Annotated in this window: 25 protein-coding genes and 1 tRNA gene; 13 read left to right on the forward strand and 13 right to left on the reverse strand. The window is 65.2% G+C overall.

Going from position 1 to position 22,888, the window contains the following annotated elements; genetic code table 11:
- Window positions 1-3: 3 nt before the first annotated feature.
- Both PI87_RS11285 and PI87_RS11290 read left to right on the forward strand, forming a co-directional pair.
- A complete protein-coding gene (locus tag PI87_RS11285) occupies window positions 4-438 on the forward strand; it encodes a methylglyoxal synthase (protein WP_039597790.1) in 435 nt (144 codons plus the stop codon).
- A complete protein-coding gene (locus PI87_RS11290; RefSeq protein ID WP_039597791.1) occupies window positions 435-1,406 on the forward strand; it encodes a quinone oxidoreductase family protein in 972 nt (323 codons plus the stop codon). Before PI87_RS11285 ends, PI87_RS11290 begins: the two co-directional genes overlap by 4 nt.
- 35 nt (window positions 1,407-1,441) lie before the next feature.
- Here PI87_RS11290 and PI87_RS11295 read toward each other — a convergent pair whose 3' ends face one another.
- The 5 genes from PI87_RS11295 to PI87_RS11315 form a co-directional block, all read right to left on the reverse strand.
- Window positions 1,442-1,723 carry a YkvA family protein gene (locus PI87_RS11295; RefSeq protein WP_039597792.1) on the reverse strand — a complete coding sequence of 94 codons (282 nt, stop codon included), beginning with the start codon at window positions 1,721-1,723 and terminating at the stop codon, window positions 1,442-1,444.
- A gap of 153 nt (window positions 1,724-1,876) precedes the next feature.
- Window positions 1,877-3,037 (reverse strand): BMP family ABC transporter substrate-binding protein, encoded by a 1,161-nt coding sequence (locus PI87_RS11300; RefSeq protein WP_039597793.1) that lies wholly within the window; start codon window positions 3,035-3,037, stop codon window positions 1,877-1,879.
- 62 nt (window positions 3,038-3,099) lie between these two features.
- A complete protein-coding gene (locus tag PI87_RS11305; protein WP_039597794.1) occupies window positions 3,100-4,020 on the reverse strand; it encodes an ABC transporter permease in 921 nt (306 codons plus the stop codon).
- Between the two features lie 30 nt (window positions 4,021-4,050).
- Window positions 4,051-5,172, reverse strand: coding sequence for an ABC transporter permease (locus PI87_RS11310; protein WP_039597795.1), 1,122 nt, complete (start codon window positions 5,170-5,172; stop codon window positions 4,051-4,053).
- Entirely contained in the window at window positions 5,165-6,679 is a 1,515-nt protein-coding gene (locus tag PI87_RS11315; RefSeq protein ID WP_039597796.1) for an ABC transporter ATP-binding protein, read from the reverse strand. The genes PI87_RS11310 and PI87_RS11315 overlap by 8 nt, the downstream gene beginning before the upstream one ends.
- 49 nt (window positions 6,680-6,728) lie before the next feature.
- Here PI87_RS11315 and PI87_RS29050 point away from each other — a divergent pair, with 49 nt between their 5' ends.
- The 9 genes from PI87_RS29050 to pcp all read left to right on the forward strand — a co-directional run bounded on the left by PI87_RS29050 (window position 6,729) and on the right by pcp (window position 14,777).
- Window positions 6,729-6,884 (forward strand): hypothetical protein, encoded by a 156-nt coding sequence (locus PI87_RS29050; protein ID WP_157003111.1) that lies wholly within the window; start codon window positions 6,729-6,731, stop codon window positions 6,882-6,884.
- A gap of 302 nt (window positions 6,885-7,186) precedes the next feature.
- The gene (locus PI87_RS11320; RefSeq protein WP_039597913.1) at window positions 7,187-8,401 is read left to right on the forward strand and encodes a multidrug effflux MFS transporter; all 1,215 of its coding nucleotides are present in this window, start codon (window positions 7,187-7,189) and stop codon (window positions 8,399-8,401) included.
- 259 nt (window positions 8,402-8,660) lie between these two features.
- Window positions 8,661-9,308: a 5-oxoprolinase subunit PxpB gene (pxpB, locus tag PI87_RS11325; protein ID WP_039597797.1), complete on the forward strand. Its 648-nt coding sequence runs from the start codon at window positions 8,661-8,663 to the stop codon at window positions 9,306-9,308.
- Window positions 9,305-10,366, forward strand: a complete 1,062-nt coding sequence (locus PI87_RS11330; protein WP_052321486.1) for a biotin-dependent carboxyltransferase family protein — start codon at window positions 9,305-9,307, stop codon at window positions 10,364-10,366. Before pxpB ends, PI87_RS11330 begins: the two co-directional genes overlap by 4 nt.
- A 19-nt stretch (window positions 10,367-10,385) precedes the next feature.
- The gene (pxpA, locus tag PI87_RS11335) at window positions 10,386-11,129 is read left to right on the forward strand and encodes a 5-oxoprolinase subunit PxpA (RefSeq protein WP_039597914.1); all 744 of its coding nucleotides are present in this window, start codon (window positions 10,386-10,388) and stop codon (window positions 11,127-11,129) included.
- Window positions 11,130-11,188: 59 nt separating this feature from the next.
- Complete coding sequence (locus PI87_RS11340) at window positions 11,189-11,914, forward strand: DUF969 domain-containing protein (protein WP_039597799.1); 726 nt, start codon at window positions 11,189-11,191, stop codon at window positions 11,912-11,914.
- Between the two features lie 3 nt (window positions 11,915-11,917).
- Complete coding sequence (locus PI87_RS11345; RefSeq protein WP_039597800.1) at window positions 11,918-12,874, forward strand: DUF979 domain-containing protein; 957 nt, start codon at window positions 11,918-11,920, stop codon at window positions 12,872-12,874.
- Window positions 12,875-13,016: 142 nt separating this feature from the next.
- Window positions 13,017-14,051 (forward strand): TRAP transporter substrate-binding protein, encoded by a 1,035-nt coding sequence (locus PI87_RS11350; RefSeq protein WP_039597801.1) that lies wholly within the window; start codon window positions 13,017-13,019, stop codon window positions 14,049-14,051.
- Between the two features lie 78 nt (window positions 14,052-14,129).
- Window positions 14,130-14,777 carry a pyroglutamyl-peptidase I gene (gene pcp, locus PI87_RS11355; protein ID WP_039597802.1) on the forward strand — a complete coding sequence of 216 codons (648 nt, stop codon included), beginning with the start codon at window positions 14,130-14,132 and terminating at the stop codon, window positions 14,775-14,777.
- Between the two features lie 40 nt (window positions 14,778-14,817).
- On the opposite strand, the gene PI87_RS11360 is transcribed toward pcp, so the two are convergent.
- The 3 genes from PI87_RS11360 to PI87_RS11370 form a co-directional block, all read right to left on the reverse strand.
- Window positions 14,818-15,555, reverse strand: coding sequence for a hypothetical protein (locus tag PI87_RS11360; protein WP_039597803.1), 738 nt, complete (start codon window positions 15,553-15,555; stop codon window positions 14,818-14,820).
- A 182-nt stretch (window positions 15,556-15,737) separates the two neighbouring features.
- Window positions 15,738-16,370 carry a DUF2968 domain-containing protein gene (locus PI87_RS11365; protein WP_039597804.1) on the reverse strand — a complete coding sequence of 211 codons (633 nt, stop codon included), beginning with the start codon at window positions 16,368-16,370 and terminating at the stop codon, window positions 15,738-15,740.
- Between the two features lie 67 nt (window positions 16,371-16,437).
- Entirely contained in the window at window positions 16,438-17,286 is an 849-nt protein-coding gene (locus PI87_RS11370; RefSeq protein WP_039597915.1) for an AraC family transcriptional regulator, read from the reverse strand.
- A 156-nt stretch (window positions 17,287-17,442) separates the two neighbouring features.
- Here PI87_RS11370 and PI87_RS11375 point away from each other — a divergent pair, with 156 nt between their 5' ends.
- Both PI87_RS11375 and PI87_RS11380 read left to right on the forward strand, forming a co-directional pair.
- A complete protein-coding gene (locus PI87_RS11375; protein ID WP_039597805.1) occupies window positions 17,443-17,883 on the forward strand; it encodes a hypothetical protein in 441 nt (146 codons plus the stop codon).
- Window positions 17,876-19,033, forward strand: coding sequence for an FAD-dependent oxidoreductase (locus tag PI87_RS11380; protein WP_039597806.1), 1,158 nt, complete (start codon window positions 17,876-17,878; stop codon window positions 19,031-19,033). Before PI87_RS11375 ends, PI87_RS11380 begins: the two co-directional genes overlap by 8 nt.
- A gap of 21 nt (window positions 19,034-19,054) precedes the next feature.
- Here PI87_RS11380 and PI87_RS11385 read toward each other — a convergent pair.
- From PI87_RS11385 to PI87_RS11405, 5 genes are all read right to left on the reverse strand, one after another.
- Window positions 19,055-19,144, reverse strand: a tRNA-Ser gene (locus PI87_RS11385).
- 77 nt (window positions 19,145-19,221) lie between these two features.
- On the reverse strand, window positions 19,222-20,490 hold the full coding sequence (hemW, locus tag PI87_RS11390) for a radical SAM family heme chaperone HemW (protein ID WP_039597807.1): 1,269 nt from the start codon (window positions 20,488-20,490) through the stop codon (window positions 19,222-19,224).
- Window positions 20,491-20,496: 6 nt separating this feature from the next.
- Window positions 20,497-21,102: an RdgB/HAM1 family non-canonical purine NTP pyrophosphatase gene (gene rdgB, locus PI87_RS11395; protein WP_039597916.1), complete on the reverse strand. Its 606-nt coding sequence runs from the start codon at window positions 21,100-21,102 to the stop codon at window positions 20,497-20,499.
- A 20-nt stretch (window positions 21,103-21,122) separates the two neighbouring features.
- A complete protein-coding gene (gene rph / locus PI87_RS11400) occupies window positions 21,123-21,845 on the reverse strand; it encodes a ribonuclease PH (RefSeq protein WP_039597808.1) in 723 nt (240 codons plus the stop codon).
- 103 nt (window positions 21,846-21,948) lie between these two features.
- Window positions 21,949-22,863, reverse strand: coding sequence for a PP2C family protein-serine/threonine phosphatase (locus tag PI87_RS11405; RefSeq protein WP_039597809.1), 915 nt, complete (start codon window positions 22,861-22,863; stop codon window positions 21,949-21,951).
- Between the last annotated feature and the right edge of the window lie 25 nt (window positions 22,864-22,888).

A 22,888-nucleotide genomic window follows, 5' to 3' on the forward strand; every position in this document is an offset into this window, starting at 1 on the left:
ACCATGACCACCATCACGCCCGAAGGCGCTGCACTCAAGCGCCGACGCATCGCCCTGATCGCGCACGACCACAAGAAGGACGACATGATTGCTTTCGCGCAGACGCATCAGGCCTACCTGGCGCAATGCGATCTGCTGGCAACCGGCACCACCGGCGGCCGGCTGGAGGCGGAAGTCGGCCTGACCGTGCAGCGCATGTTGTCTGGCCCATGGGGCGGTGACCTGCAGATTGGCGCGCAACTGGCGGAAGGCCGTGTCGATGCGGTGATCTTCCTGCGCGATCCGATGACGCCGCAGCCGCACGAACCCGATATCAACGCGCTGGTCCGCGCCTGCGACGTGCACAACATTCCCTGCGCCACCAACCTGGCCACCGCCGACTTGGTGATGTCCGCCTTGCAACAGGTGCAGCCCGACCCGAAGGAGATCCACGCATGACGAAAGCCATCCGCATTTTCGAAACTGGCGGCCCGGAAGTGATGCAGTACGTCGACGTCGACGTGCCTGCGCCCGGCCCCGGCGAGGCCACCATCAAGCAGCACGCGATCGGCCTGAACTACATCGACGTGTATTTCCGCACAGGGCTGTATCCGCAGCCGCTGCCGGGCGGACTCGGCATGGAGGCTTCAGGCGTGGTGGAGGCGGTGGGCCAGGGCGTGACGCACGTCAAGCCGGGTGACCGCGTGGCCTACGCCGGCCGTCCAACCGGAGCCTATGCAGCGATGCGCACGATGCCGGCCGACATCCTGGTGCGCTTGCCGGACACCATCGATTTTGAAACCGGTGCGGCGATGATGCTGCAGGGCATGACCGCGCAATACCTGCTCCGTGACAGCTACCGCGTGCAGCCGGGCGATACGGTGCTGTTTCACGCGGCAGCCGGCGGCGTTGGCCTGATTGCATGCCAGTGGCTCAAGGCACTTGGTGCCACGGTGATCGGTACGGTTGGCAGTGATGCCAAGGCTGATCTCGCCCGCGCACACGGCTGCGATCACACCATCATCTACACGCGCGAGAACTTTACCGAGCGCGTGGTGGAGTTGACCGGCGGCAGGGGCGTGCCGGTTGTCTATGACGGTATCGGTAAGGACACGTTCAGGGGCTCATTGGATTGCCTGGCGCCGCGCGGCATGATGGTGTCCTATGGCAGTGCGTCTGGCCCCGTGCCGCCGGTGGATTTGAGTCTGCTGAGTGCGAAGTCGCTTAAGCTCACGCGTCCGACGCTGATGACGTACACAGCGCGCCGCGACTGGCTGGAGCCGATGGCGGCGGATCTGTTTGACGTGGTGAGCAGCGGCAAGGTGAAGATCGAGATTCACCAGCGCTACGAACTGCTGGATGCGGCGCAGGCGCACCGCGATCTGGAGGAGCGCAAGACGACGGGTTCGACGATCCTCTTGCCGTAAGACGGGAAGTTACCGCCCGCCCGGCTCGCTTGGTTTCATGCGCGCCGGGCGGCGGCAAAGCGTGCATCCTCACGCACGCGTTCGGGCAGGGCACGCAGCAGGAAGTGCAAGGCCAACGGAACGAGCACGATGTCGTCCACCCAGCCGATCACGGGGATGAAGTCCGGAATCAGGTCGATTGGCGACACCACATAGCCCACCAGCAGCAGTGCAGCCGGCGCGAGCCACCACGGTGCCCCCGGATGGCGCAGCGCAAACCACAGCAGGCGCACGTCATTGCGCACTACGCTCCACAGGCGGAAGAGTCGTCCGAACATGGTGGGCTCCTGGATGAAAGGCCGGCGTCACATGGGGCGAATTGACCGGCGGACCATCGTATCAGCTTGGGGAAATGGCCTCATTTTCAAGGCAAGCATGAAAAAAGCCGGCCCTCTTGCGAGGTGCCGGCTTTTTGCCGAAGCGGATGCAGTTTAGCCCGGGATCTTGCCTTCCACGCCTTCCACGTAGAACTTGATGCCGTGCAGGAAGCCATCGTCGGCGACCTTGTCGGCAGGCAGAACTTCCTTGCCGGTGTTGTCCTTGAGCGGGCCCTTCCAGATCGGGGCCGAGCCGTCGATGATGCCCTTCTTGCGGGTCTCGACCAGCTCCTTAACGTCGGCGGGCACGATGGCGTTGTAGGCACCCAGATCAATCGCGCCTTCCTTCAGGCCCCACCAGTTGGTCTCAGGCTTCCACTTGTTTTCAAGCACGTCGCCGATGACCTTGATGTAGTACACGCCCCACTTGTTGATCGAGGCGGCCAGGTGGGCCTTCTCGCCAAACTTGGTCATGTCGCTGTCCCAGCCCATGGCGTAGACACCTTTCTCCTGCGCGGTCTGCACCACGGCGGCGGAGTCGGTGTTCTGCATCAACACGTCAACGCCTTGTCCGATGAGGGTGGTAGCGGCTTCACGCTCCTTGCCCGGATCAAACCACTTGTTGACCCACACCACGCGGGTGGTGGCCTTCGGGTTGACGCTGCGTGCGCCCAGCGTGAACGAGTCGATGTTGCGGATCACCTCGGGGATGGGCACCGAACCCACCACGCCCAGCTTGCCCGACTTGCTCATCTTGCCCGCCACCACGCCCGCCAGGTACGCGCCTTCATACGTGCGCACGTCGTACTGGCCGAGGTTGTCGGCAGTCTTGTAGCCCGTGGCGTGCTCGAACTTCACGTCCGGGAATTCCTTGGCGACCTTGAGCATCGATTCCATGAAGCCGAAGCTGGTGCCGAAGATGACCTTGTTGCCTTGCGTGGCGAGGTCGCGGAACACGCGTTCTGCATCCGCGGCGCTCTCGGGCACGCTTTCCACGAAGCTGGTCTTTACCTTGTCGCCGAACTTGGCTTCGACTTCCTTGCGGCCGTCGTCGTGGGCGTGGGTCCAGCCTGCGTCGCCCACCGGGCCGACGTAGACGAACGCAACCTTCAGCGGCTCGTTGGCCGGTGCCGGTGCAGCAGCAGCCGGGGCCGACGATGCTGCCGGCGCGGCGGTCTTGTCGCCTGCGCCTTCGTTGGATTTGCCGCAACCCCAGAGGGTGAGGGCAGCGCCGGCGGCCAGGGCGGCCAGCGTGATCCTGCGGGTAACGTTCATCGATTTCTCCTGTTGTGTGGCTCGTTGACTGTGTTGAAGAAAAAAACGGGAATGCAGAAAGCTTAGGCAGAACCGGGGCGGAACGGCTTGCCCAGCGATGCGGGCATGTTCAGGCGGATCCAATCCGGGTTGCGCGAGATGATGGCCAGCACGACGATCGTGGCGGCAAACGGCGCCATCGACAGAATCTGCGACGGCACCGACACGCCCATCCCCTGCAGGTGGAATTGCAGAATGGTCACGCCGCCGAACAGCAGCGCGCCAAAGAGGATGCGCAGCGGGCGCCAGGTGGCAAAGGTGGTCAGCGCCAGGGCGATCCAGCCGCGGCCCGCGACCATGTTCTCAACCCACATCGGCGTGTAGACCAGCGACAGGTACGCACCCGCCAACCCGCAACACGCGCCGCCAAACAGCAGCGCGCCAAACCGGATGGTGCGCACCGGATAGCCCAGCGCATGAGCGGACTCCGGCGATTCGCCAATCGCGCGCAGCGTCAGGCCCGCGCGCGTCTTGAACAGGAACCACGCAATCGCGCCGCACAGCAGCAGGCTGAAATAGACCATCCAGTGGTGCGCGAACAGGGCGGGGCCGACGAACGGCAGCGACTCCAGGCCCGGAATGCCATGCGCCTGTGCCGGCAGCGACATGCCAACAAAGCGCTGGCCCATGAAGGCCGACAGCCCAGTGCCGAAAATCGACAAGGCGAGACCGGTGGCGACTTGATTGGTGACCAGCACCAGCGCCAGCCATGCAAACAGCGCGGCCATCACCATGCCGGCAATCGCACCGGCCGCAAAACCCAGCAGCGGAATCTGCGTCTGGTAGCCGACCATGAAGCCGACCACGGCGGCCACCAGCATCATGCCCTCGGCGCCCAGGTTGAGCACGCCGGAGCGCTCGTTCATCAAAAGGCCCAGTGCGGCCAGCAGCAGCGGGGTGCCGGCGTTGATCGACGCGGCGATCAGGGGAGCAAGACTTTCCATGTTTCTCTTTGTTTCTCTCTCTCAGCCCGATCAGTGATGCGCGCGCCAGCGCAGGCGGTATTCGATGAGCGTGTCGCAGGCCAGCAGGAAGAACAGCAGCATGCCCTGGAACACCCCGGTAATGGCCGACGGCAGCCCCAGGCGCGATTGCGCCAGTTCACCGCCGATATAGAACAGCGACATCACGATCGCGCCCAGCACGGTGCCCACCGGATTCAGGCGGCCCACAAAGGCCACCACGATGGCGGCAAAGCCGTAACCGGGCGAGATGGACGGCAGCAGTTGCCCGATCGGGCCCGTGACTTCGAAGGCGCCGGCAATGCCTGCCAGCCCGCCCGATACCAGTAGCGCCGTCCACAGCGCCCCGCGCGACGAGAAGCCCGCGTAGCGGGCTGCTTGCGGCGCCAAGCCACCCACTTGCAAGCGATAGCCCGCAAAGCTGCGGAACACGAACAGCGTCATCGCCGCCGTCATGACGAGCATGAACAGGAAGCCGACGTGCAGGCGCGTGCCGGCCACCAGCGTGGGCAGTACGAACGCGCTGTCGAACACCATCGATTGCGGGAAGTTCATGCCGTTCGGATCTTTGAGCGGCCCGTTGACCACATACAACAGCAGCAACTGCGCGATGTACGTGAGCATCAGCGAGACGAGAATCTCGTTGGCGTGGAAGCGGTCGCGCAGCAGGGCAGTGATGGCCGCCCACAGCGCCCCGCCAACCAGCCCAGCGATGACGGCGAGCACCAGCGCGAGGTTGCCAACAATCGCACCCGGAATGGACGGTGTCGGCGTATCGAAATAGATGATCGTGGCCGCAGCGAAGATGCCGCCGAGAATGAGTTGCCCCTCCGCGCCGATGTTCCACACGTTGGCGCGATAGCACACCGACAAGCCCAGCGCGCACAGCACCAGCGGCACGGTCTTGAGCAGCACTTCGCCAATCGCACGTTTGTTGGCGAGCGGTTCGATCAGGAACACACGCAGGCCGGCCACCGGGTCTTTGCCCAGCAGCGCGAACAGCAGCAAGCCAAACACCATCGTCAGCACCAGCGCGATCAGCGGCGAGGCGTAGGCCATGGTGCGCGACGGAATCGCGCGCAGCTCCAGCGACACCGGCAGCGCCAAGCGGCTGCCATGCATGACGTCAGCCATGGGCCGCCTCCGAGGTTGCTGCTGCCGAAGCCGAAGCCTTATCCCACATGCCGCTCATCCACAGGCCGATCTGCTCGCGGTCGGTGGCGTGGGTGGGCGTGGAAGGGGAGAGGCGCCCATTGGCGATCACGTGCAGGCGATCGCACAGCGCAAAGAGTTCGTCGAGTTCTTCCGACACGATCAGGATGGCGCAGCCCCCGGCCTTGAGCGCGAGGATTTCGTTGTGGATCTGCGCTGCGGCGCCCACGTCCACGCCCCAAGTGGGTTGCGCAACGATGAGCACGCGCGGCGCGCATTCGATTTCGCGGCCGACAATGAATTTCTGCAGGTTGCCGCCCGACAGGCTCTTGGCCAGCGCGTCCGGCCCACCGGCTTTCACGCCAAAGCGCTGGATGATTGTGGAGGCCAGCTTGGCAGCCGCCTTCTTGTCGATCAGCCCGCCGCGCACCTGCGGCGCACGCTGATGCGTCAGCAGCGTATTGGCCGCCAGCGACAGAGACGGCACCGCGCCGCGTCCCAGACGCTCTTCCGGCACGAACGACAGCCCGCGTTTGCGGCGCGCACGCGGGTCCAGCTTGGCGACCGGTTCGTTCCCGATCATCACCATCTGCGCGGAAGCACGCGTGTCTTCGCCCGAGAGCGCGGCCAGCAACTCCTGCTGCCCGTTGCCCGACACGCCCGCAATGCCGACGATCTCGCCGCTGCGCAGTTGCAGAGCGATGTCGCGCAGTTCCGTCGCAAAGGCGTGCGCCTTGGGCAGCGACAGCCCGGCCACCTCCATGCGCACCTCGCCCGGCGTGGTCTGCGGGCGCTGTTCGCGCGGGGGCTCTCCGCCGATCATCATGCGCGAGAGCGATGCCGCCGTTTCCTGGCGCGGGTCGCACACGCCCGTAACCTTGCCCATACGCATCACCGTAGCGGTGTGGCACAGCGCTTGGATCTCGTCGAGCTTGTGGCTGATGTAGAGGATGCTGGTGCCTTCGGCCGCTAACTGGCGCAGCGTCACGAAGAGCTTCTCGACGGCCTGCGGCGTCAGCACCGAGGTCGGCTCGTCGAGGATCAGCAGACGCGGCTTGGTGAGCAGCGCACGCACGATTTCCACGCGCTGGCGCTCCCCCACGGACAGCGTATGCACATGGCGATGCGGTTCCAGCGGCAGGCCGTACTTGTCGCCGGTGGTGCGCACCTGTTCGGCCACGTCGCGCAAATCCGTGCCGGCAGGCAGGCCGAGCAGGATGTTCTCGGCCACCGTGAGCGTGTCGAACAGCGAGAAGTGCTGGAACACCATGGCGATGCCCAGCGCGCGCGCCTGATGTGGGTTGGCGATTTCGACGCGCTGGCCGTCGAGCAGCATCTCGCCGGCGTCGGGCTGCACCGCGCCGAAGATGATCTTCATCAGCGTCGACTTGCCGGCGCCGTTCTCGCCCAGCACGGCGTGGATCTCGCCGGGCGCGACGGTCAGGCTCACGCCATCGTTGGCGACCACGCTCGGGTAGCGTTTGGTCATGCCTGTCAGCGACAGGCGCGGAGGATGTTGTGTCACAACAGGTGGGCTCGTGGTTTCCGTGCCACCTCGCGCGAGCAACGCGCTCGTCGAAGGCGGTCTGTTTTTGGTTGTTGACGACACTTCACTGCTCGCGATGCCGACGCAGATTCGCGCCGACGCGTCGCAGCAATCATCATGGTTGCGTGATGCTTTTCATCAAATGTGAATTATATCGTCCAGCCCATGCCGGACGGCGGTTGTGGCGGGTTTACGCGGGTTGCACATGAACGGGCTGGGAGTGCAAATCCCGTGCCGGGCTGATTTTGTCGATTTGCGCGTCGTAGCTTGTTATGTCTGGGTATGCAGGTTGCGCGGGTGTCCCTCGCGTGGGGCGAACGGGCGAGGTTGCCTACGGTATGCACCTGTCCGGTGCTTTCGGCGGGATCTGCCACTTTGCGCTACAGTTCGCGGTTTGCTCCGGCACGGATGCCGCATCCCACGTTCCGCTGCCGCGCCGCCTTCCCTCCCATGACTGCTCCCGTTTCCGGACGATCCCGCCTGCCTGGCCCCATTCCTGGCTGGCTCTTGCTGCTTGGCATGCTCACCGCGGTTGGCCCGCTGTCGGTCGACATGTATCTGCCGAGCCTGCCGACCATCGCGCGCGACCTGAATACCTCGTCAGCCGCGGCGGGGCTCACGCTCACCGTCTTCCTCATCAGCCTGGCGATCGGCCAGCTCATCTACGGCCCGGCCAGCGATCGCTTTGGCCGCAAGCCGCCGCTGTATATCGGCCTGGCGCTGTACGTGGTGGCCTCAATCGGCTGCGCGTTCGCCAAGGACGCCACCATGCTGACCGTGCTTCGCGGCGTGCAGGGCTTTGGCGGTTGTGCGGGCATGGTGATCGCGCGCGCAGCCGTGCGTGACCGCATGGATCCGGCAGGCGCCGCACAGGCGTATTCCACGCTCATGCTGGTGATGGGTGTGGCGCCGATTCTCGCGCCGATGATTGGCGGCGCCGTGCTGCAGGTGGGCTCGTGGCGGATCATCTTTGCGCTGCTGACGACCTTCGGCGTGCTGTCGCTGCTGGCGGTGCACTACCTGATGCGCGAGACGCTGGCCCCGGAAAAGGCCCGCAAGCTAGCGGTCAGCCACGTGCTGCGTGATTATTGGGAACTGCTGCGTGACCACCACTACGCCGCCTACATGTGGTGTGGCGCGGTGTTCCTGTCGGGCATGTTTGCCTACATCACCGTATCGTCGTTCGTGCTGATCGACGGGTATGGATTGTCGCCGTCGCACTATGCGTGGGTGTTCGGCGGCAACGCAGCGGGGATGATTGCGGCCTCGCGCGTGAACGTGCGGCTGGTGCGCAAATACTCGCCGGCGCGCGTGCTGCGCCGGGCGCTGTGGATTCCGGTGGTGACCAGCGTGCTGGCGACGGCAGCCGCAGCGGCCGGGTTCACGCCGCTGCCGCTCGTGCTGGTGGCGTTGTTCTGCTACATCGCGTCGATCGGCTGCATTTCGCCCAACACGGGCGCGCTGGCGATGGCCGGGCAGGGCGCACGCGCTGGTACCGGCTCGGCGCTGATGGGTGCCATGCAGTTCGGCCTGGGCATGGTGACGGGCACGGTGGTCGCAGCCATCGGTCAGAGCGCGCTGCCGCTGCTGGGCATGATGGCGGTTTGCGCTGTCGGGGCGCTCATCCTGGGGCTGCGCGCCACGCGCGAAGAGCCCGGCGCCTGATTCGCGCAATTCCCACTATGCGTCTACGCCTCTTGTTCTAGAGGCGTCTTCATCCTTTCATATGACTTTGGCATAACATGCCAGTCACGCTGATCGTGTCCGGCGCCTATCATGAGGACGCTGGACCATGATCAGACGCGACCAAACCCTGCGCGACTAAGGGTTACTTCTTATACATAATTTATCAACGTTTTATTAACGTATCACTTTCGTTTTCATCCGCACGCCGTAACGCGTGCTTTCGAGACCGGGGGTTAAGTTGCAGTGCACGATTCACCGGCTGGGCGAACTGGCGCTGTTGTGCGAAGTGCCGCCGCCGGCGACCTTGAATTGCCAGCAGCGTATCTGGGCCATCGCCTCGCGCGCGTCCAATTGGGCGGGCGTGATTGACGTGGTGCCCGGCATGAATAACCTCACGCTCGTGTTTGGCCCGTTGGCCGACGCGCGCGTGCTCGAAACCCTGCTGCGCGAAGCATGGGAAGACAGCGAAGCACTGGTGGCCGACGGCAAGCTGGTCGACATCGAAGTCGCCTATGGCGGTGATGATGGCCCCGATCTGCGCGAGGTCGCCAAGCACACCGGCCTGACGCCGGCCGAAGTCGTGCGCCGCCACACCGCCCCTGAATACATCGTCTACTTCCTCGGTTTCCAGCCGGGCTTTGCCTATATGGGCGGCCTGGACAAATCGCTTGCCACGCCGCGCCGCGCGGAGCCGCGCATGGCGGTGCCTGCCGGCTCGGTCGGCATTGGCGGCGAGCAGACAGGCATCTACCCGGCCGCGTCCCCCGGCGGCTGGCAGTTGCTTGGCCGCACGGATGCGGCGCTCTTCCTGCCGCAGCGCAATCCCCCCACGCTGCTGGCACCCGGAGACCGCATCCGTTTCGTTGCCTCGAAGGTGCGCGCATGAGCCCCCGCCAATCCCAATCCGCTCAAGCCATGATCGAGATCGTGCGGGCCGGCGTGCTCGCGTCCGTGCAGGATCTGGGCCGCACCGGCTATCGCCGCTTTGGCGTGTGCACGGCGGGTGCGCTCGACCCGCTGTCGCTATACGTGGGCAATCGCCTGGTCGGCAACCGCAGTGATGCGGCGGGCATCGAGTTCACGCTTGGCAATGCCACGCTGCGCTTCCAGGCCAACGGCCTGATCGCACTGACGGGCGCCGATTGCCGCGCCACGCTGGACGGCACGCCCGTGCACGCCTGGCACGCCATCCCCGTGCAGCGCGGCCAGACGCTGACCTTGCGCGTGGCCCAGGGCGGTGTGCGTGCGTACCTGTGCGTGGCCGGCGGCATCGACGTGCCGGAGATGATGGGCTCGCGTAGCACTGACCTGAAGGCCGGCTTTGGCGGCTTTGAAGGTCGCCCGCTCAAGGACGGCGACAGATTGCCCGTGTTGCCCGCCGACACCTCGCACGCCCCCGACATCAGCAAGGACGCTGTCGCCGTGAAGGCCGCGCGCTGGACGTTCGACCGCGTGCAAGGCGACACGCCCGTGATCCGTGTGCTGCCGGGCCCGGAGTACGACGACTACCTGGCTGATGCGCAGGCCGCGTTCTGGGAATCGGACTGGACGCTCACCCCCAACAGCAACCGCATGGGTTTCCGTCTGCAAGGGCCGGAACTTAAGCGCAAAAAACAGCAGAGCGGCGATCTGCTCTCGCACGGCGTGGTGCCGGGCGTGATCCAGGTGCCGCCGTCGGGTCAGCCTATCGTGCTGATGGCCGACGCACAGACCACGGGCGGCTACCCCAAGATCGGCAGCGTGATCCTGGCGGACCAATGGCGCCTGGCGCAAATCCCGTTGGGCACGCGCATCCGCTTTGAACGCGTGACGCTGGAAGAAGCCGAAGCCGCGCGCGCTGACGTGACGCGCTATCTGCAGCAAATCGAAACCGCGCTGGATTGGCAGCGCCAGGGCATTCTGTCGACGGCGCGGCGCGCCGCCAAGACACGGCTGAGTGCCTGAAGCATTGGAAGACAACATCATGACGACGATTGATCTGAACGCCGACCTCGGCGAGGGCTGCGACAACGACGAGGCGCTGCTTGCGCTGGTGAGTTCCGCCAACATCGCCTGCGGCTGGCACGCTGGTGATGTCAACACGATGCGCCAGACCACCGCGTGGGCGCTGCGCGAGGGTGTGTCGATCGGCGCGCATCCGAGCTTTCCGGACCGCGAGAACTTTGGCCGCACCGAGATGCACCTGCCGCCGGAAGAGATCTACGCCGGCGTGCTGTTCCAGATTGGCGGTTTGTCCGCTATCGTGCGTGCGCAGGGCGGCAAGCTGGCCCACGTGAAGGCACACGGCGCGCTGTACAACCAGGCCTCGCGAGACCGCCCGCTGGCGGCTGCGATCGTGCGCGCCGTGCGTGATTTCGATCCGTCGCTGGTGGTGTTCGGGCTCGCCGGCGGCGAACTGGTCAAGGCGGCGCGTGAGCTTGGCCTGCAGGCCAAGGAAGAGGTGTTTGCCGATCGCGGGTATAACGCGGATGGCTCGCTCGTCAAACGCGGCACGCCTGGCGCGCTGATCGACGATGAAGCCGCCGCGCTCGACCAGACACTGACGATGGTGCGCGAGCAGCGCGTGAAAGCGATTGATGGCACGTGGGTTCCGATCCACGCGCAAACCGTATGTCTGCACGGCGACGGCGCACATGCGCTGGCGTTCGCGCGACGCATCCGGGAACGGCTCGGCAGCGAAGGGATCGCTGTCGGCGCCGGTGCCTGAAGCACGCCCCGCACGTTCCATGCGGGGCTTTTTTTAGCAACTTGGGGGGGAAGCACCACATGAGTACGGCAGTGAATCTATGGCCGCTGATCGGGGTGGTCGTCATCATCGCGGGGTTCGTCCTGCGATTCAATCCGATGCTGGTGGTGGCTGTGGCCGCCATCGCCACCGGTTTTGCGGCATCGATGTCCATTGACCAAATCCTGACGGCGATCGGGACGGGCATCATCAAGACACGCACGTTGCCGCTGATCATCCTGCTGCCGCTGGCGGTGGTGGGGCTGCTCGAGCGCCATGGCTTGCGTGAACACGCGCAGAACTGGATCTCGCGCATTCAATCGGCCACCGTCGGCCGTCTGCTGATCGTCTACCTCGCCGTGCGCGAGCTGACGGCTGCGGCGGGCCTGACCAGCCTCGGCGGTCATCCACAGATGGTGCGCCCGCTCCTGGCCCCGATGGCCGAAGGCGCCGCCGAAAACCGCTTCGGCAAGCTGCCGGCGCCGGTGCGTGAACGCCTGCTGGCCTTCTGCGCTGCCACCGACAACGTCGGCCTGTTCTTCGGTGAAGACATCTTCGTGGCCTTTGGCGCCATCGCGCTGATGCACACGTTCCTGCTCGGCTCGGGCATCGACGTGGAGCCGTTGCACATTGCCGTGTGGGGCATCCCGACCGCCGTTTGCGCGTTCCTGATCCACGCCGTGCGCCTCAAGCGCCTGGACGGCTGGCTGGCCCGTGAGATGGGTGCGGCTGGCAACACCAACGCCGCTACGGCCAAGCAGGGGTAAGCCATGATTCTGTCGATCAACTATCTGTACTGGCTGGCCGGGATCATCCTGACGATCACCGCGCTAATGACCTTTGCCGACAAGGACCACCCGCGTCGCTGGACCACGGGTCTGTTCTGGGCGATCTTCGCCGTGATCTTCCTGGTCGGTGACAAGATCCCGCCGATCGTGGTGGGCTGCGGTGCGGTGCTGATGGCGTTGCTGGCCGGCATGGGCGGCGTGACGCTCGGCAAGCATGGTGAACTGCCGGCTGAAGAGCGCAAGGCCTCCGCCAAGCGCCTGGGCAATCGCCTGTTCATCCCGGCATTGACCATTCCGCTGGTCACCGTCATTGGCAGCGTGTTCCTGAAGGACATCAAGATCGGCGGCGATCTGCTGCTCGACCCGAAGAACCAGACCTTCGTCTCGCTGGGCCTGGGCTGCATCATTTCGCTGGGTCTGGCCTGCTGGCTCACGCGTGACACGCCGGTGCAAGCCATGCGTGAATCGCGCCGCCTGACGGAGTCGCTCGGCTGGGCGCTGGTGCTGCCGCAGATGCTGGCCATGTTGGGCCTGGTGTTTGCCGATGCGGGTGTGGGCAAGGCCGTGGCACACCTGACCACCGCCTACATCAACATGGACTATCGCCTCGTCGCGGTGATCGTCTACTGCGTAGGCATGGCGCTGTTCACCGTCATCATGGGCAACGGCTTTGCGGCCTTCCCGGTCATGACGGGCGGCGTGGGGGTGCCGATCCTAGTGGGCGTGTTCCATGCCAACCCGGCAGTGATGGCGGCCATCGGCATGTTCTCGGGCTACTGCGGCACGCTGCTGACCCCGATGGCGGCCAACTTCAACGTTGTGCCGGCTGCACTGCTGGAGCTGTCCGATAAGAACGCTGTGATCAAAGCGCAAGTCCCGACTGCGCTACTGTTGCTTGCAGCCAATATCGTGCTGCTGTACTTCCTGATGCTGCACTAATCGTGTCTAATGCATCGCGTGCGGTGTGCGTCACGCCGGTGAAATACAACCGGCGTACGCCGCCAGACGTGATCGCCGCCCGAGGGGGTAAGCAGGGTGTGCGGTCGTTGACCTCGCATCGTGCTCTTCTCCGGGGGGATTCATGAGCAGCCAGATGACGAGCGGCCGGCCCAAGTCGGGACGCCGCTTCCTTTGTGTTCTTGCAACCAGCGCCCTGTCGCTGATCTCGCTGACGTCTGTTACGCAGGCGCACGCTGAAACATTCCGCGTGGCCACACCGTATCCGGCCGTCAATTTCCATACGCAAAACCTGCAGGCCTTCGCCAGCGCCGTGAACACGGCCACCAACGGCAGTCTCAAGTTCGAGGTGTCGCCGAATGGCACGTTGCTCAAGCCGGCCGCGATCTTCGACGGCGTGAAAGACGGCAAAGCCGAGGCGGGCGAGGTGATGCTCTCGACACTGGCCCAGCGCGATCCGCTGTTCGGTGTGGATTCGATTCCCTTCGTGGTTTCGGGCTACAACGACGCACGCCTGCTGTGGGACGCCTCGCGCAGCCGCATCGAAGCCCTGATGAAGGCCAACGGCCTGCGTCTGCTGTACGCCGTGCCCTGGCCGCCGCAGAACCTGTATTCCGAAACACCGATTGCCCGTTTGTCCGACCTGAAAGGCCATCGTTTGCGCACGTACAACGCCGCGCAAAAGCGCATCGCCGAGTTGTACGGTGCGCAGGCTGTGCAGGTAGAGGCTGCCGACCTGGCTGCCGCCATCAGCGCCGGGCGCATCGACACCATGGTCACCTCGCCGTCAACCGGCCTGGAAACCAAGGCCGGCCAGCGCCTGACCTACTACTACAAGGTCAACGCCTGGATTCCGAAGAACGCCGTGTTCGTCAATGAAGCGCGCTTTGCCAAGCTGCCGCCCGCCACCCAGCAGACCGTGCTGAAACTGGCCAAGGACTACGAGGCACGCGGTTGGGATTCGAGCCGTCAGACCTACGAGCGCGATGAGGCCGAGCTTGCCAAGAGCGGTGTACGCGTGCTCAATCCCGACGTGAACCTGCAGGGCGACATGCGCCGCCTGGGCGAGCGTCTGACGCGTGAATGGCTGCACACGGCGGGCACGGAAGAAGTCGACATCCTGCTGACCTTCGAGAACAAGCGCAGCAAGGCGAACTAACGCCAGCGCGCACTTGGGCATGATGTTCGACGGACGTTTATCATCGTTTTTGTCTTACGTAGCAAGCAGGAGAACGTCATGCCTACCGTCCTCGTCACCGGTTTTGATCCGTTCGAGAACGAGCCCCTCAACCCGTCGTGGGAAGCCGTGCGCACGCTCGACGGTCAGGGGATCGCCGGCGCCGAGATCATCGCGCGCCAGTTGCCGACCATCTTCGGCGAATCCAACAAGGTGCTCGGCAAGCTGCTGCAGACGCTGCAGCCGGATGTGGTGATCGCCGTGGGGCAGGCCGGCGGCCGCTCCGAAATGGCCATCGAGCGCATCGCCATCAACGTGGACGACGCGCGCATTGCGGACAACGCCGGCAAGCAGCCCATCGATATCGCCATTGCGAGCGACGGGCCGGCTGCGTATTTTTCAACGCTGCCGATCAAGGCCATCGTGCGCGAACTGCGTGCGGGCGGTGTTCCCGCCGCGATCTCGCAGACGGCGGGGACCTTCGTCTGCAACCACGTCTTCTATGGGCTGATGCACGCCATCGCCCGTCACAAGCTGCCCACACGCGCCGGCTTTATCCACATCCCGTATCTGCCGTCGCAGGCGGCCAAGCATCCGGGGCAGCCGAGCATGGCACACGACACCATCGTCGCCGGGCTGCGCATTGCCATCGAGACGACGCTGCGCACGCTGCACGACGTACGCGAAACGGGCGGCCAACTGCACTAGGCAGCCGCCGCCCGTTTGGGGTGGTGGCGCGCACGCCGGATCAGTCGGTCAGGCGCGTGTGGCGTTGCAGTTCGATGCGTACTGAAGTGCCTGGGGCGACATAGCCCGAGGTGACGGGCGCGGTGTCATCCATTGTGCGGTAGCTCTCGATCGCCGCCGGCGCATCGTAGGTCTCGGCAACCGGTCGAGCGGGCGCAACAGGCGCTGCCGTGCGGCCGGTTGCGCGAGCAAGCGTACGCGACTTGGTGGCGGTCTCTGGCAATGTCGAGAGGGCCGGTGTGCGAACAACTTCCGTCTCCGGCTTGGCCACGACGGTGATGTTCGGTTGGCCCGCGTGGCTCGGTGCGGTTTCGATTTCGGTCTTGGCCGGCGTGGCATCAATCCCGCTCGATGCTTCACCGGCAGCGACGGCTGGTGCCGTGTCTGGTGCAAGCAGTTCTGCCGGCGCGCTTGGCGTGGGCGCTTGCGAGATTGCAGCGTACTGCGCCGGGTCGATGTGGGGGAGCGGCGGCTGGCGCTTGCCAGTATGCGAGCCGATCAGCGCGGCCGCCGCCGTGCATGCCACCCCGATCGCGACGATTGTCAAACGCTGGCGCCATCGCGCGCGCAGCACCTGATGCTCGGTTGCGGCGGTCGCCAGCCGCACGTCGTTCTCTACGCGGGCCAGGGTGGAGTGGATCGCACGGACAGCATCGCGCGGCGTGCCGAAGGGCGGGGGCACGCGCACAAAACCTGGTAGGCCCAGGTCGCCACTGATGGTGAAGTTGAGAGAGTCCACGTCCGTCTCCGCTGATGGCCGCAGCAGGCGCGTGGCCGCTTGCGGGAACAGTCGACATGCTAAGAGCCTGTCAGGAGGCGGTCGATCAGACTTATCCTAAATCTGTTGCGTACTGTGTCGGCGACGGGGCGACCGCCAGCCTGCGGCATGTGCACCACAGGCTAGGGAACGGGGTGGGAGTCTTACTGAGCAGGCGCCCAGGCCGGGTCGTTGAGCTGCTTTTCCAGCAGACGGATCTGCTGTTGCAGCGAGTCAACCTGTGCCTTGTAGGCGCGGCGCTCGACGTCCAGCGCCTGGGTTTGCTGGCGCACCGTCTGCTGTTCTTCCAGCATCTTCTGGCGCTGCGCCTGCATGATGCGCACTTCCTGGCCGAGCGAGGCGGCGCGCTGCTCGGCGGCCTGGGCTTCGCGCTCGAGCTGGGCTTTCTGGCCGGCGGTGACGGCGCGGCGCAGGTCATCTTCAGCCCAGACACGGGTCTGGCGGGCCAGCGTGTCATACGCGCCTTCAGCCGGTGCCACTGACGCGAACTTGTACACGCGCCACAATTCTTTGCGATACGACAGCGCGACGTAGGCGGTGGTGTCTTCGTTGACCAGCAGCAGGCTCGTGCCGTAGTCGCCGTTGTAGGTGGTGCGCAGTTCTGTCAGGCGCTTCTGCGCCAGCAACTGCTGCAGCTCGGCCACGGTGCCGGCAGAGGCAGCTGTGGCGGCGGCCGGCGCTTGCGGTGCTGCAGTTTGGGCATGCGCCAATCCGGTGCCCGCAACGGCAGTTGCGGCAGCAAACATGAGAACGGTTCGGCGGAAGACGAGAGACATCGCAAGAATCAGAAATCGGAGCCGACGCGACTATATCAGCTTTGCCTGCGGATTCCGGTGGGATCAGTCACGCATCGTCAGCGGATGCGGCAGCAGACAATTCGCGTCGTCCGAAGTAGCGCGCGGGGGATTGCCCAAAGTACTGGCGGAACATGGCGATGAAGTTGCTGGGCGAGGCGTAGCCCAGTGCGTCGGCCACGTTGGCAACCGGCTCACCGGCGGCCAGGCGTTCGAGCGCATGCACCAGCCGGGCCTGGCGGCGCCATTGCGCGAAGCCGATGCCGGTTTCCGCCAGGAACAGCCGGTTGACCGTGCGTGGCGACACGCCAGCCCATTCGGCCCAGGCTTCCAGCGTGCGTGTGTCGCCGGGTGTGTCGACAAGACTTTGCGCGATGCGCGCCAGGCGCCGGTCAGTCGGCAGCGGCAGATGCAGTGGTTCTCGCGGGGCGTGACGTAGCTCGTCAAGCAGCACCGCGGCGATACGTTGGCATTCCGGCGTGAGGAGGTCATCGACCGGCCAGGTAACGGCGCGGCGCACGAGCGCACGCATGACGTCGCTGATGCCGACCACGCATGGCCGGTCGGGCAGATCCGCGCAGCACGCAGGCGCGACCAGCACGAACCAGCCGCTCATCACGCCGCTGATGGTGGCGCTGTGCATCTCCCCTGGCGGAATCCAGCCGGCGCGGTGCGGCGGCAGGATCCACGAACCATGCCGCGTGCGTACGTGCATCAGGCCGCTGTCCACGCAGAAGATCTGCCCCCGCAGATGGCTGTGCCAGTCGACCTCGCGCGTGCCGAACTGGAGCCTGTCATTGCTCTCGGCGGTGCCCACCACGGCAACGATCTCAGGGCCGTCCGTGCGTTCGCTGAAGGCCTTGAGGGTGATCAGCTCGGCCATGGGACGGGCTGGCATGGCATCGCTGGTGCGAGGCTGGGCGCGCATGTGCGGTTGGCGAGTTTTCAATAGTTTCTGTCCAAACCACGTTATCACGTCTTTGCTGCGGTGCGCGATAGTGACCCCACGGCCCACAGGGGCCACTCATGGATCGCAATCCCAGCAGGGGGAAACATGGCAGAAACGTTGGATACATTCCGCATCTACGACATCTCGGCATGGCCGATCGTGATGCTGCGTAGCGGCGCCCAGGCACCCGGGTATGCGCCGCAGTGGGCACGTGAGATGGACGCACTGCTGGCGCGTAGCCAGCCGTTTGTCGTGATCCACGGCGTTCAGCAGGCAGACGAGGCGCACGAAGATCGCCGGTTGCGCGCCGTCTGGCTGAAGGAGAACAAGGCGGCGCTGGCCGGGCAGTGCAGGGCGCTGGTGCATGTTGAACCCGATCCTGTGCAGCGGCTGGCCGTGCGCGCGCAGGCGGCGATCGCTGTGCAGGCGTTCAAGGTGCCGATGGTGGTGGTCGCCAGTTTTGATGTGGCACTGGATGTCGCCCGACGCGCGCTGGGCGATGGCTCCAATCAATCGATGCCATTCGCGGAGTGGGCCGATGTTTGAACCATTGCATGTGACCATCATTGGCGCGGGACTGGGTGGCCTGTGTCTCGCGCAGGGGCTGCGTCGCCGCGGCATCGCTTTCGACGTGTTCGAGCGCGATGCCGCCATGGGCAGCCGTCCGCAGGGCTATCGCATCCGCATCGATGCCGCTGGGCAGCGGGCGCTGGAGGCCTGCCTGCCGCCGGCGCGCTACAGGCTGCTCCGCAAGACGTGCGCCGTGCCGGCGCGCCGCGTGAACCTGTTCGATCCGCATCTGCGCCCCGTGGACGGCCGCTGGGTCGAATCGTGGCGCGACGACGATGCTGACGAGCCGGCAGACTTGAACGCCCATCGTCAGACGTTGCGCGAGGTGCTGTTCGACGGCATCGGTAAATGGGTGCACTTCGGGCGCGGGCATGTTCGTCACCGGTTGTGCGAAGACGGACGCATCGAGGTGACGTTCGACGATGGCTCGACGCTCGTGACCGACGTGCTGGTTGGCGCCGATGGCGTGCATTCCGGCATACGTGCGCAGCGGTTGCCGGAGGCCGAGCCCGTATTGACCGAGGCCTCCGTCATCTACGGCAAGACGTATCTGACGCCCGCCGCGCTGGCGCGTATCGACGATCAGTTGCCGGGAAACACGACGATCGTCTTTGGCGACGGGCTGGCGGTCATCATCGACGCGATGCGTTTTGCGATGTCACCCGCGCAACTCCAGGCCGGGCTGAGCGAAGTGGAGCCGTATCTGTACTGGGCGGTGATTGCACAAAACCAACGCTTGAATACGGGCGGTAGCGTCGATGCTTGCATCGCTGCGCTCTCTGTCGGCTGGGCGCGCGGACTGCGTGCACTGCTTGCCTATGGGGATGCTGCCTCGACGGTCATGCTGCCGGTGCGCGCCACACAGCCTTTGCTGCCATGGGCAAGCAGCCGCGTCACCCTGCTTGGCGATGCAATCCACGCGATGAGCCCCGCAGGCGGCCTGGGTGCCAACACTGCGCTGACGGACGCGGCCAACTTGGCAGCATGGCTGGGTGAGGTGCGGCAAGGCCGTGTGGGGCTCGATGCGGCGATTGCCGGCTACGAGACGGTATTGCGGGAGACGACTGCCCGCGCGATGGAGGCATCGCGAAGAGGCACGGATGTGCTGCTCGGGGCGATGGCTTGAAAGGGGAGGGGCAAAAGAGATTGGCGGAAGCGGTGAGATTCGAACTCACGGATGGGTCACCCCATCGGCAGTTTTCAAGACTGCTGCCTTAAACCACTCGGCCACGCTTCCTTGTGCTGCTGGGCTGCTCGTTGCGAGCAAGGCCGCCATTGTAACGGTACCCGGTGCAACTTGGCACCGGGTCACCGTCAGTTTTTATCGTCGGCCAAGAACAATTCCTGCAGATCGTTCAGGAATCGCTGTCCCAGCTCGGTCGGGCGGATCGCTACGTGGTCACGCGCGAGCAGGCCGCGCTGTTCCGCGGCGTCGAGTTCGTGCTCGATCGTGCGAAGCGGCAGGCCGGTGCGCTCCTGGAACAGCGTGACGGGGAACCCGTCCGTCAGCCGCAGCGCGTTGAGCATGAACTCGAACGGCAGGTCGGCCGCATCGACTTCGCGCTGCTCCTGCACGACGGCGGCACCGCCCGATGTTTCGGTCTGGCGCAGGTAGGTGTCCGGATGCTTGTGCCGCATCTCGCGGATGACTCGGTGCGGAAAGCTCAGTTTGCCGTGCGCGCCCGGCCCGATGCCGAGGTAGTCACCGAACTGCCAGTAGTTCAGGTTGTGCTTGCAGCGCTTGCCCGCTTTGGCATACGCCGACACTTCGTAGTGCTCGTAGCCAGCTGCAGCCAGCCGCGCATGAATCCAGTCCTGCATGGCAAACGCCGTGTCGTCGTCCGGCAGCGCGGGCGGGTACTTGGCGAAGTATGTGTTCGGCTCCAGCGTCAGGTGATACAGAGAGACGTGGTTGGTATCGAACGACAGCGCGGCTTCCAAGTCAGCCTCGCACTCGGCAAGCGTCTGGCCGGGCAGGGCAAACATCAGGTCGAGATTGATGTTGTCGAAGTGCGCGCGGGCGATGTCGATGGCGGCACGTGCTTCGGCCGCGCTGTGGATGCGGCCCAGCGCTTGCAGGTGCGCATCGTTGAAGCTCTGGATGCCGATCGACAGACGGTTCACGCCGCTCGCACGATAGCTGCGAAAGCGCTCGGCCTCGAACGTGCCGGGGTTCGCTTCCATCGTGATCTCGGCATCGGCATCGACGGGTAACAGCATGCGGATGTCCGACAGCAGCCGGTCCAGCCCCTGCGCCGACAACAGGCTGGGGGTGCCGCCACCGATGAAGATAGTGTGCACATGCCGGCCCCACACCATCGGCAGCGCGGCTTCCAGGTCCTGCCGTACAGCCGCGAGAAAGCGTTCTTCCGGGATGCCCTGTTCCGGCTCCGCATGCGAGTTGAAATCGCAGTACGGGCACTTGCGTACACACCAAGGCACGTGCACGTACAACGACAGCGGCGGTGATGCGGGCAGGCTGATCTTGCCTGGCTGCAGGAAGACGGAGGTGACTTTGTCGCCGGTTTCGGCGGCGGTCGCGGAGGGCGTCTTGACTGCGCCGGCTGGGTGAATCGGGATCATCGAAACTCAGGCGTTCTCAAACAGACGCAGCCGCTCGACCAGTTGTGCGAGCGCTTGTGCGCGATGGCTCACGCCGTTCTTCTCGGCTTTGGACATTTCAGCGGCAGTCTTGCCGAGGTCGGGCAGCAGGAAGTGCGGGTCGTAGCCGAAACCACCGTCGCCGCGCGGTGCGTCGATCACCTCGCCGAACCAGTTGCCCTCGGCGATGATGGGCTGCGGATCGTCAGCGTGCCGCACATAGACCAGCACGCAAACATAGTGTGCGCCGCGATTGGCCTTGCCGGCCAGTTCGCGCACGAGGCGGGCGTTGTTGGCAGCATCGGACTTTTCTTCGCCAGCCAGTTGTGCATAGCGCGCGGAATACACGCCCGGTGCGCCGTCCAGCGCGTGCACGCAGATGCCGGAATCATCCGCCAGCGCCGGCAGGCCGGACGCACGGCTGGCGTGGCGCGCCTTGGTCAGCGCGTTCTCGACGAAGGTTGCGTAGGGCTCCTCCGCCTCGGGAATGCCGAGTGCGCCTTGCGGCGTCACATCGAATCCGAGCGGGGCGAGCAAGGCGTTGAACTCCGTCAGCTTGCCGGCGTTGTTGGAAGCGAGAACGATTTTGCGCATGGCTGTCACGACGGTTGCGCTCACAGGCCGAGTGCCTGCTTCTGCAGGCCGATCAGCGTGCGGATGCCCTGGTCGGCGAGGCCGAGCAGCGTGTCCATTTCGGCGCGCGTGAAGGGCGTGCCTTCGGCGGTGCCTTGCACTTCCACAAAGCCACCCGCGCCGGTCATGACGACGTTCATGTCGGTGTCGCAGGCGGAGTCTTCCGGATAGTCGAGGTCGAGCACCGGCACGCCATTGAACACGCCTACCGACACGGCGGCAACGAAGTCGCGGATCGGCTGCGCACCCTCGGGCAGTTGACCCTTCGCGCGCATTGCGGAGATGGCGTCATGGGCCGCCACGAACGCACCGGTAATGCTGGCCGTGCGCGTGCCGCCGTCTGCCTGCAGCACATCGCAGTCGAGGTGGATGGTGTATTCGCCCAGCGCCGCCAAGTCGAATACCGAGCGCATCGCGCGGCCAATCAGGCGCTGGATTTCCTGCGTGCGGCCGGTCTGCTTGCCGCGTGCGGCTTCGCGGTCGGAACGCGTGTGCGTCGAGCGCGGCAGCATGCCGTACTCGGCGGTCACCCAGCCTTCACCGCTGCCCTTTTTGTGCGGCGGCACCTTGGGCAGCACGCTGGCCGTGCAGAGCACTTGGGTATCGCCAAAGCACACCAGCACCGAGCCTTCAGCATGGCGTGTGAAGTGGCGGGTGAGGGTGACGGGGCGGAGTTGGTCGGGCTGACGGCCGCTAGGACGCATGTGGGGTCTCGCTTGAGAAAACGGATAGCCCGACATGATACCGGCCCGCGCTGCCGACGTCGGGTCTGGCAGGGCGGGCCGGCGGGGACCTGCTCGGTGACGCTTAGCGCGTCAGGTTGCTGGTCTTGTCGATGGCGGCACGGATCTCGGCGATGGAGCGCTCGATCTCCTCTTCCGACATCAGCCCAGATTCGCCGCTCGGCGCATCCAGGATGGACGTGGTGAAGGCGTTCAGCGGCAGGGTGTCGGTCTGCACCGAATCCTGCGTGGTGGTCACCGCGTCCAGCTCCCACATCATGGCGATGGCGGTCGTGTTGTCGGCGGTGTCGCCGGCATTGCGCAGTGCGCGGGCAATCAGTTCCGGAATCGCCTGCGTGACCGAGAAGCTCGTACAGGTGTCGACCAGTTCGTCTTCCTGCACGCTGCCCCACAGGCCATCGGAGCAGAGCATGGCGACGTCGCCCGGCTCCAGGTTGGTCGGTCCGCCGATGTCGATCAACGGCAGGTTGGGCGAGCCCAGGCAGTTGTAGATCTTGTTGCGCTCGGGGTGGTTGGCCACCTGCATCGGCAGCACGCGGTCCTGTTGCAGCAGGTTCTCGATCTTGGAGTGATCGCGCGTGCGCGTCACCAGTTCGCCCTTGCGCATCAGGTACATGCGCGAATCACCCGCGTGTGCCCAGTGCAGCGAGCCGCGCTGCGCCAGCGCACAGACAATGGTGGTGCGCGGCGCATCCGGCAGGCCGTTGGTTTCGGCATAGCGGTGGATGTCGCGGTGCGCGAGCATGATGCTCTCGTGCAGGAAGTCGTGCGGGTTGCGAATCGACGGACGTGCGTGGCGCTGGAACTGGCGTGCCATGGTCTGCAGCGCCTGCTGGGCTGCGACTTCGCCCAGCGAGTGTCCGCCCAGGCCGTCGCACAGCACCATCAGCATGGCATCGCGCGTGAAGCAGTACCCCATGCGGTCCTGGTTGACGCGTCGAGCGCCTTTTTTGCTTTCTTGATAGACCGAGAATCGCATTGCGGCTATTGAGTATTCGGTGAAG

The sequence above is a fragment of the Ralstonia sp. A12 genome (assembly GCF_000801955.1).
Classification (GTDB): domain Bacteria; phylum Pseudomonadota; class Gammaproteobacteria; order Burkholderiales; family Burkholderiaceae; genus Ralstonia.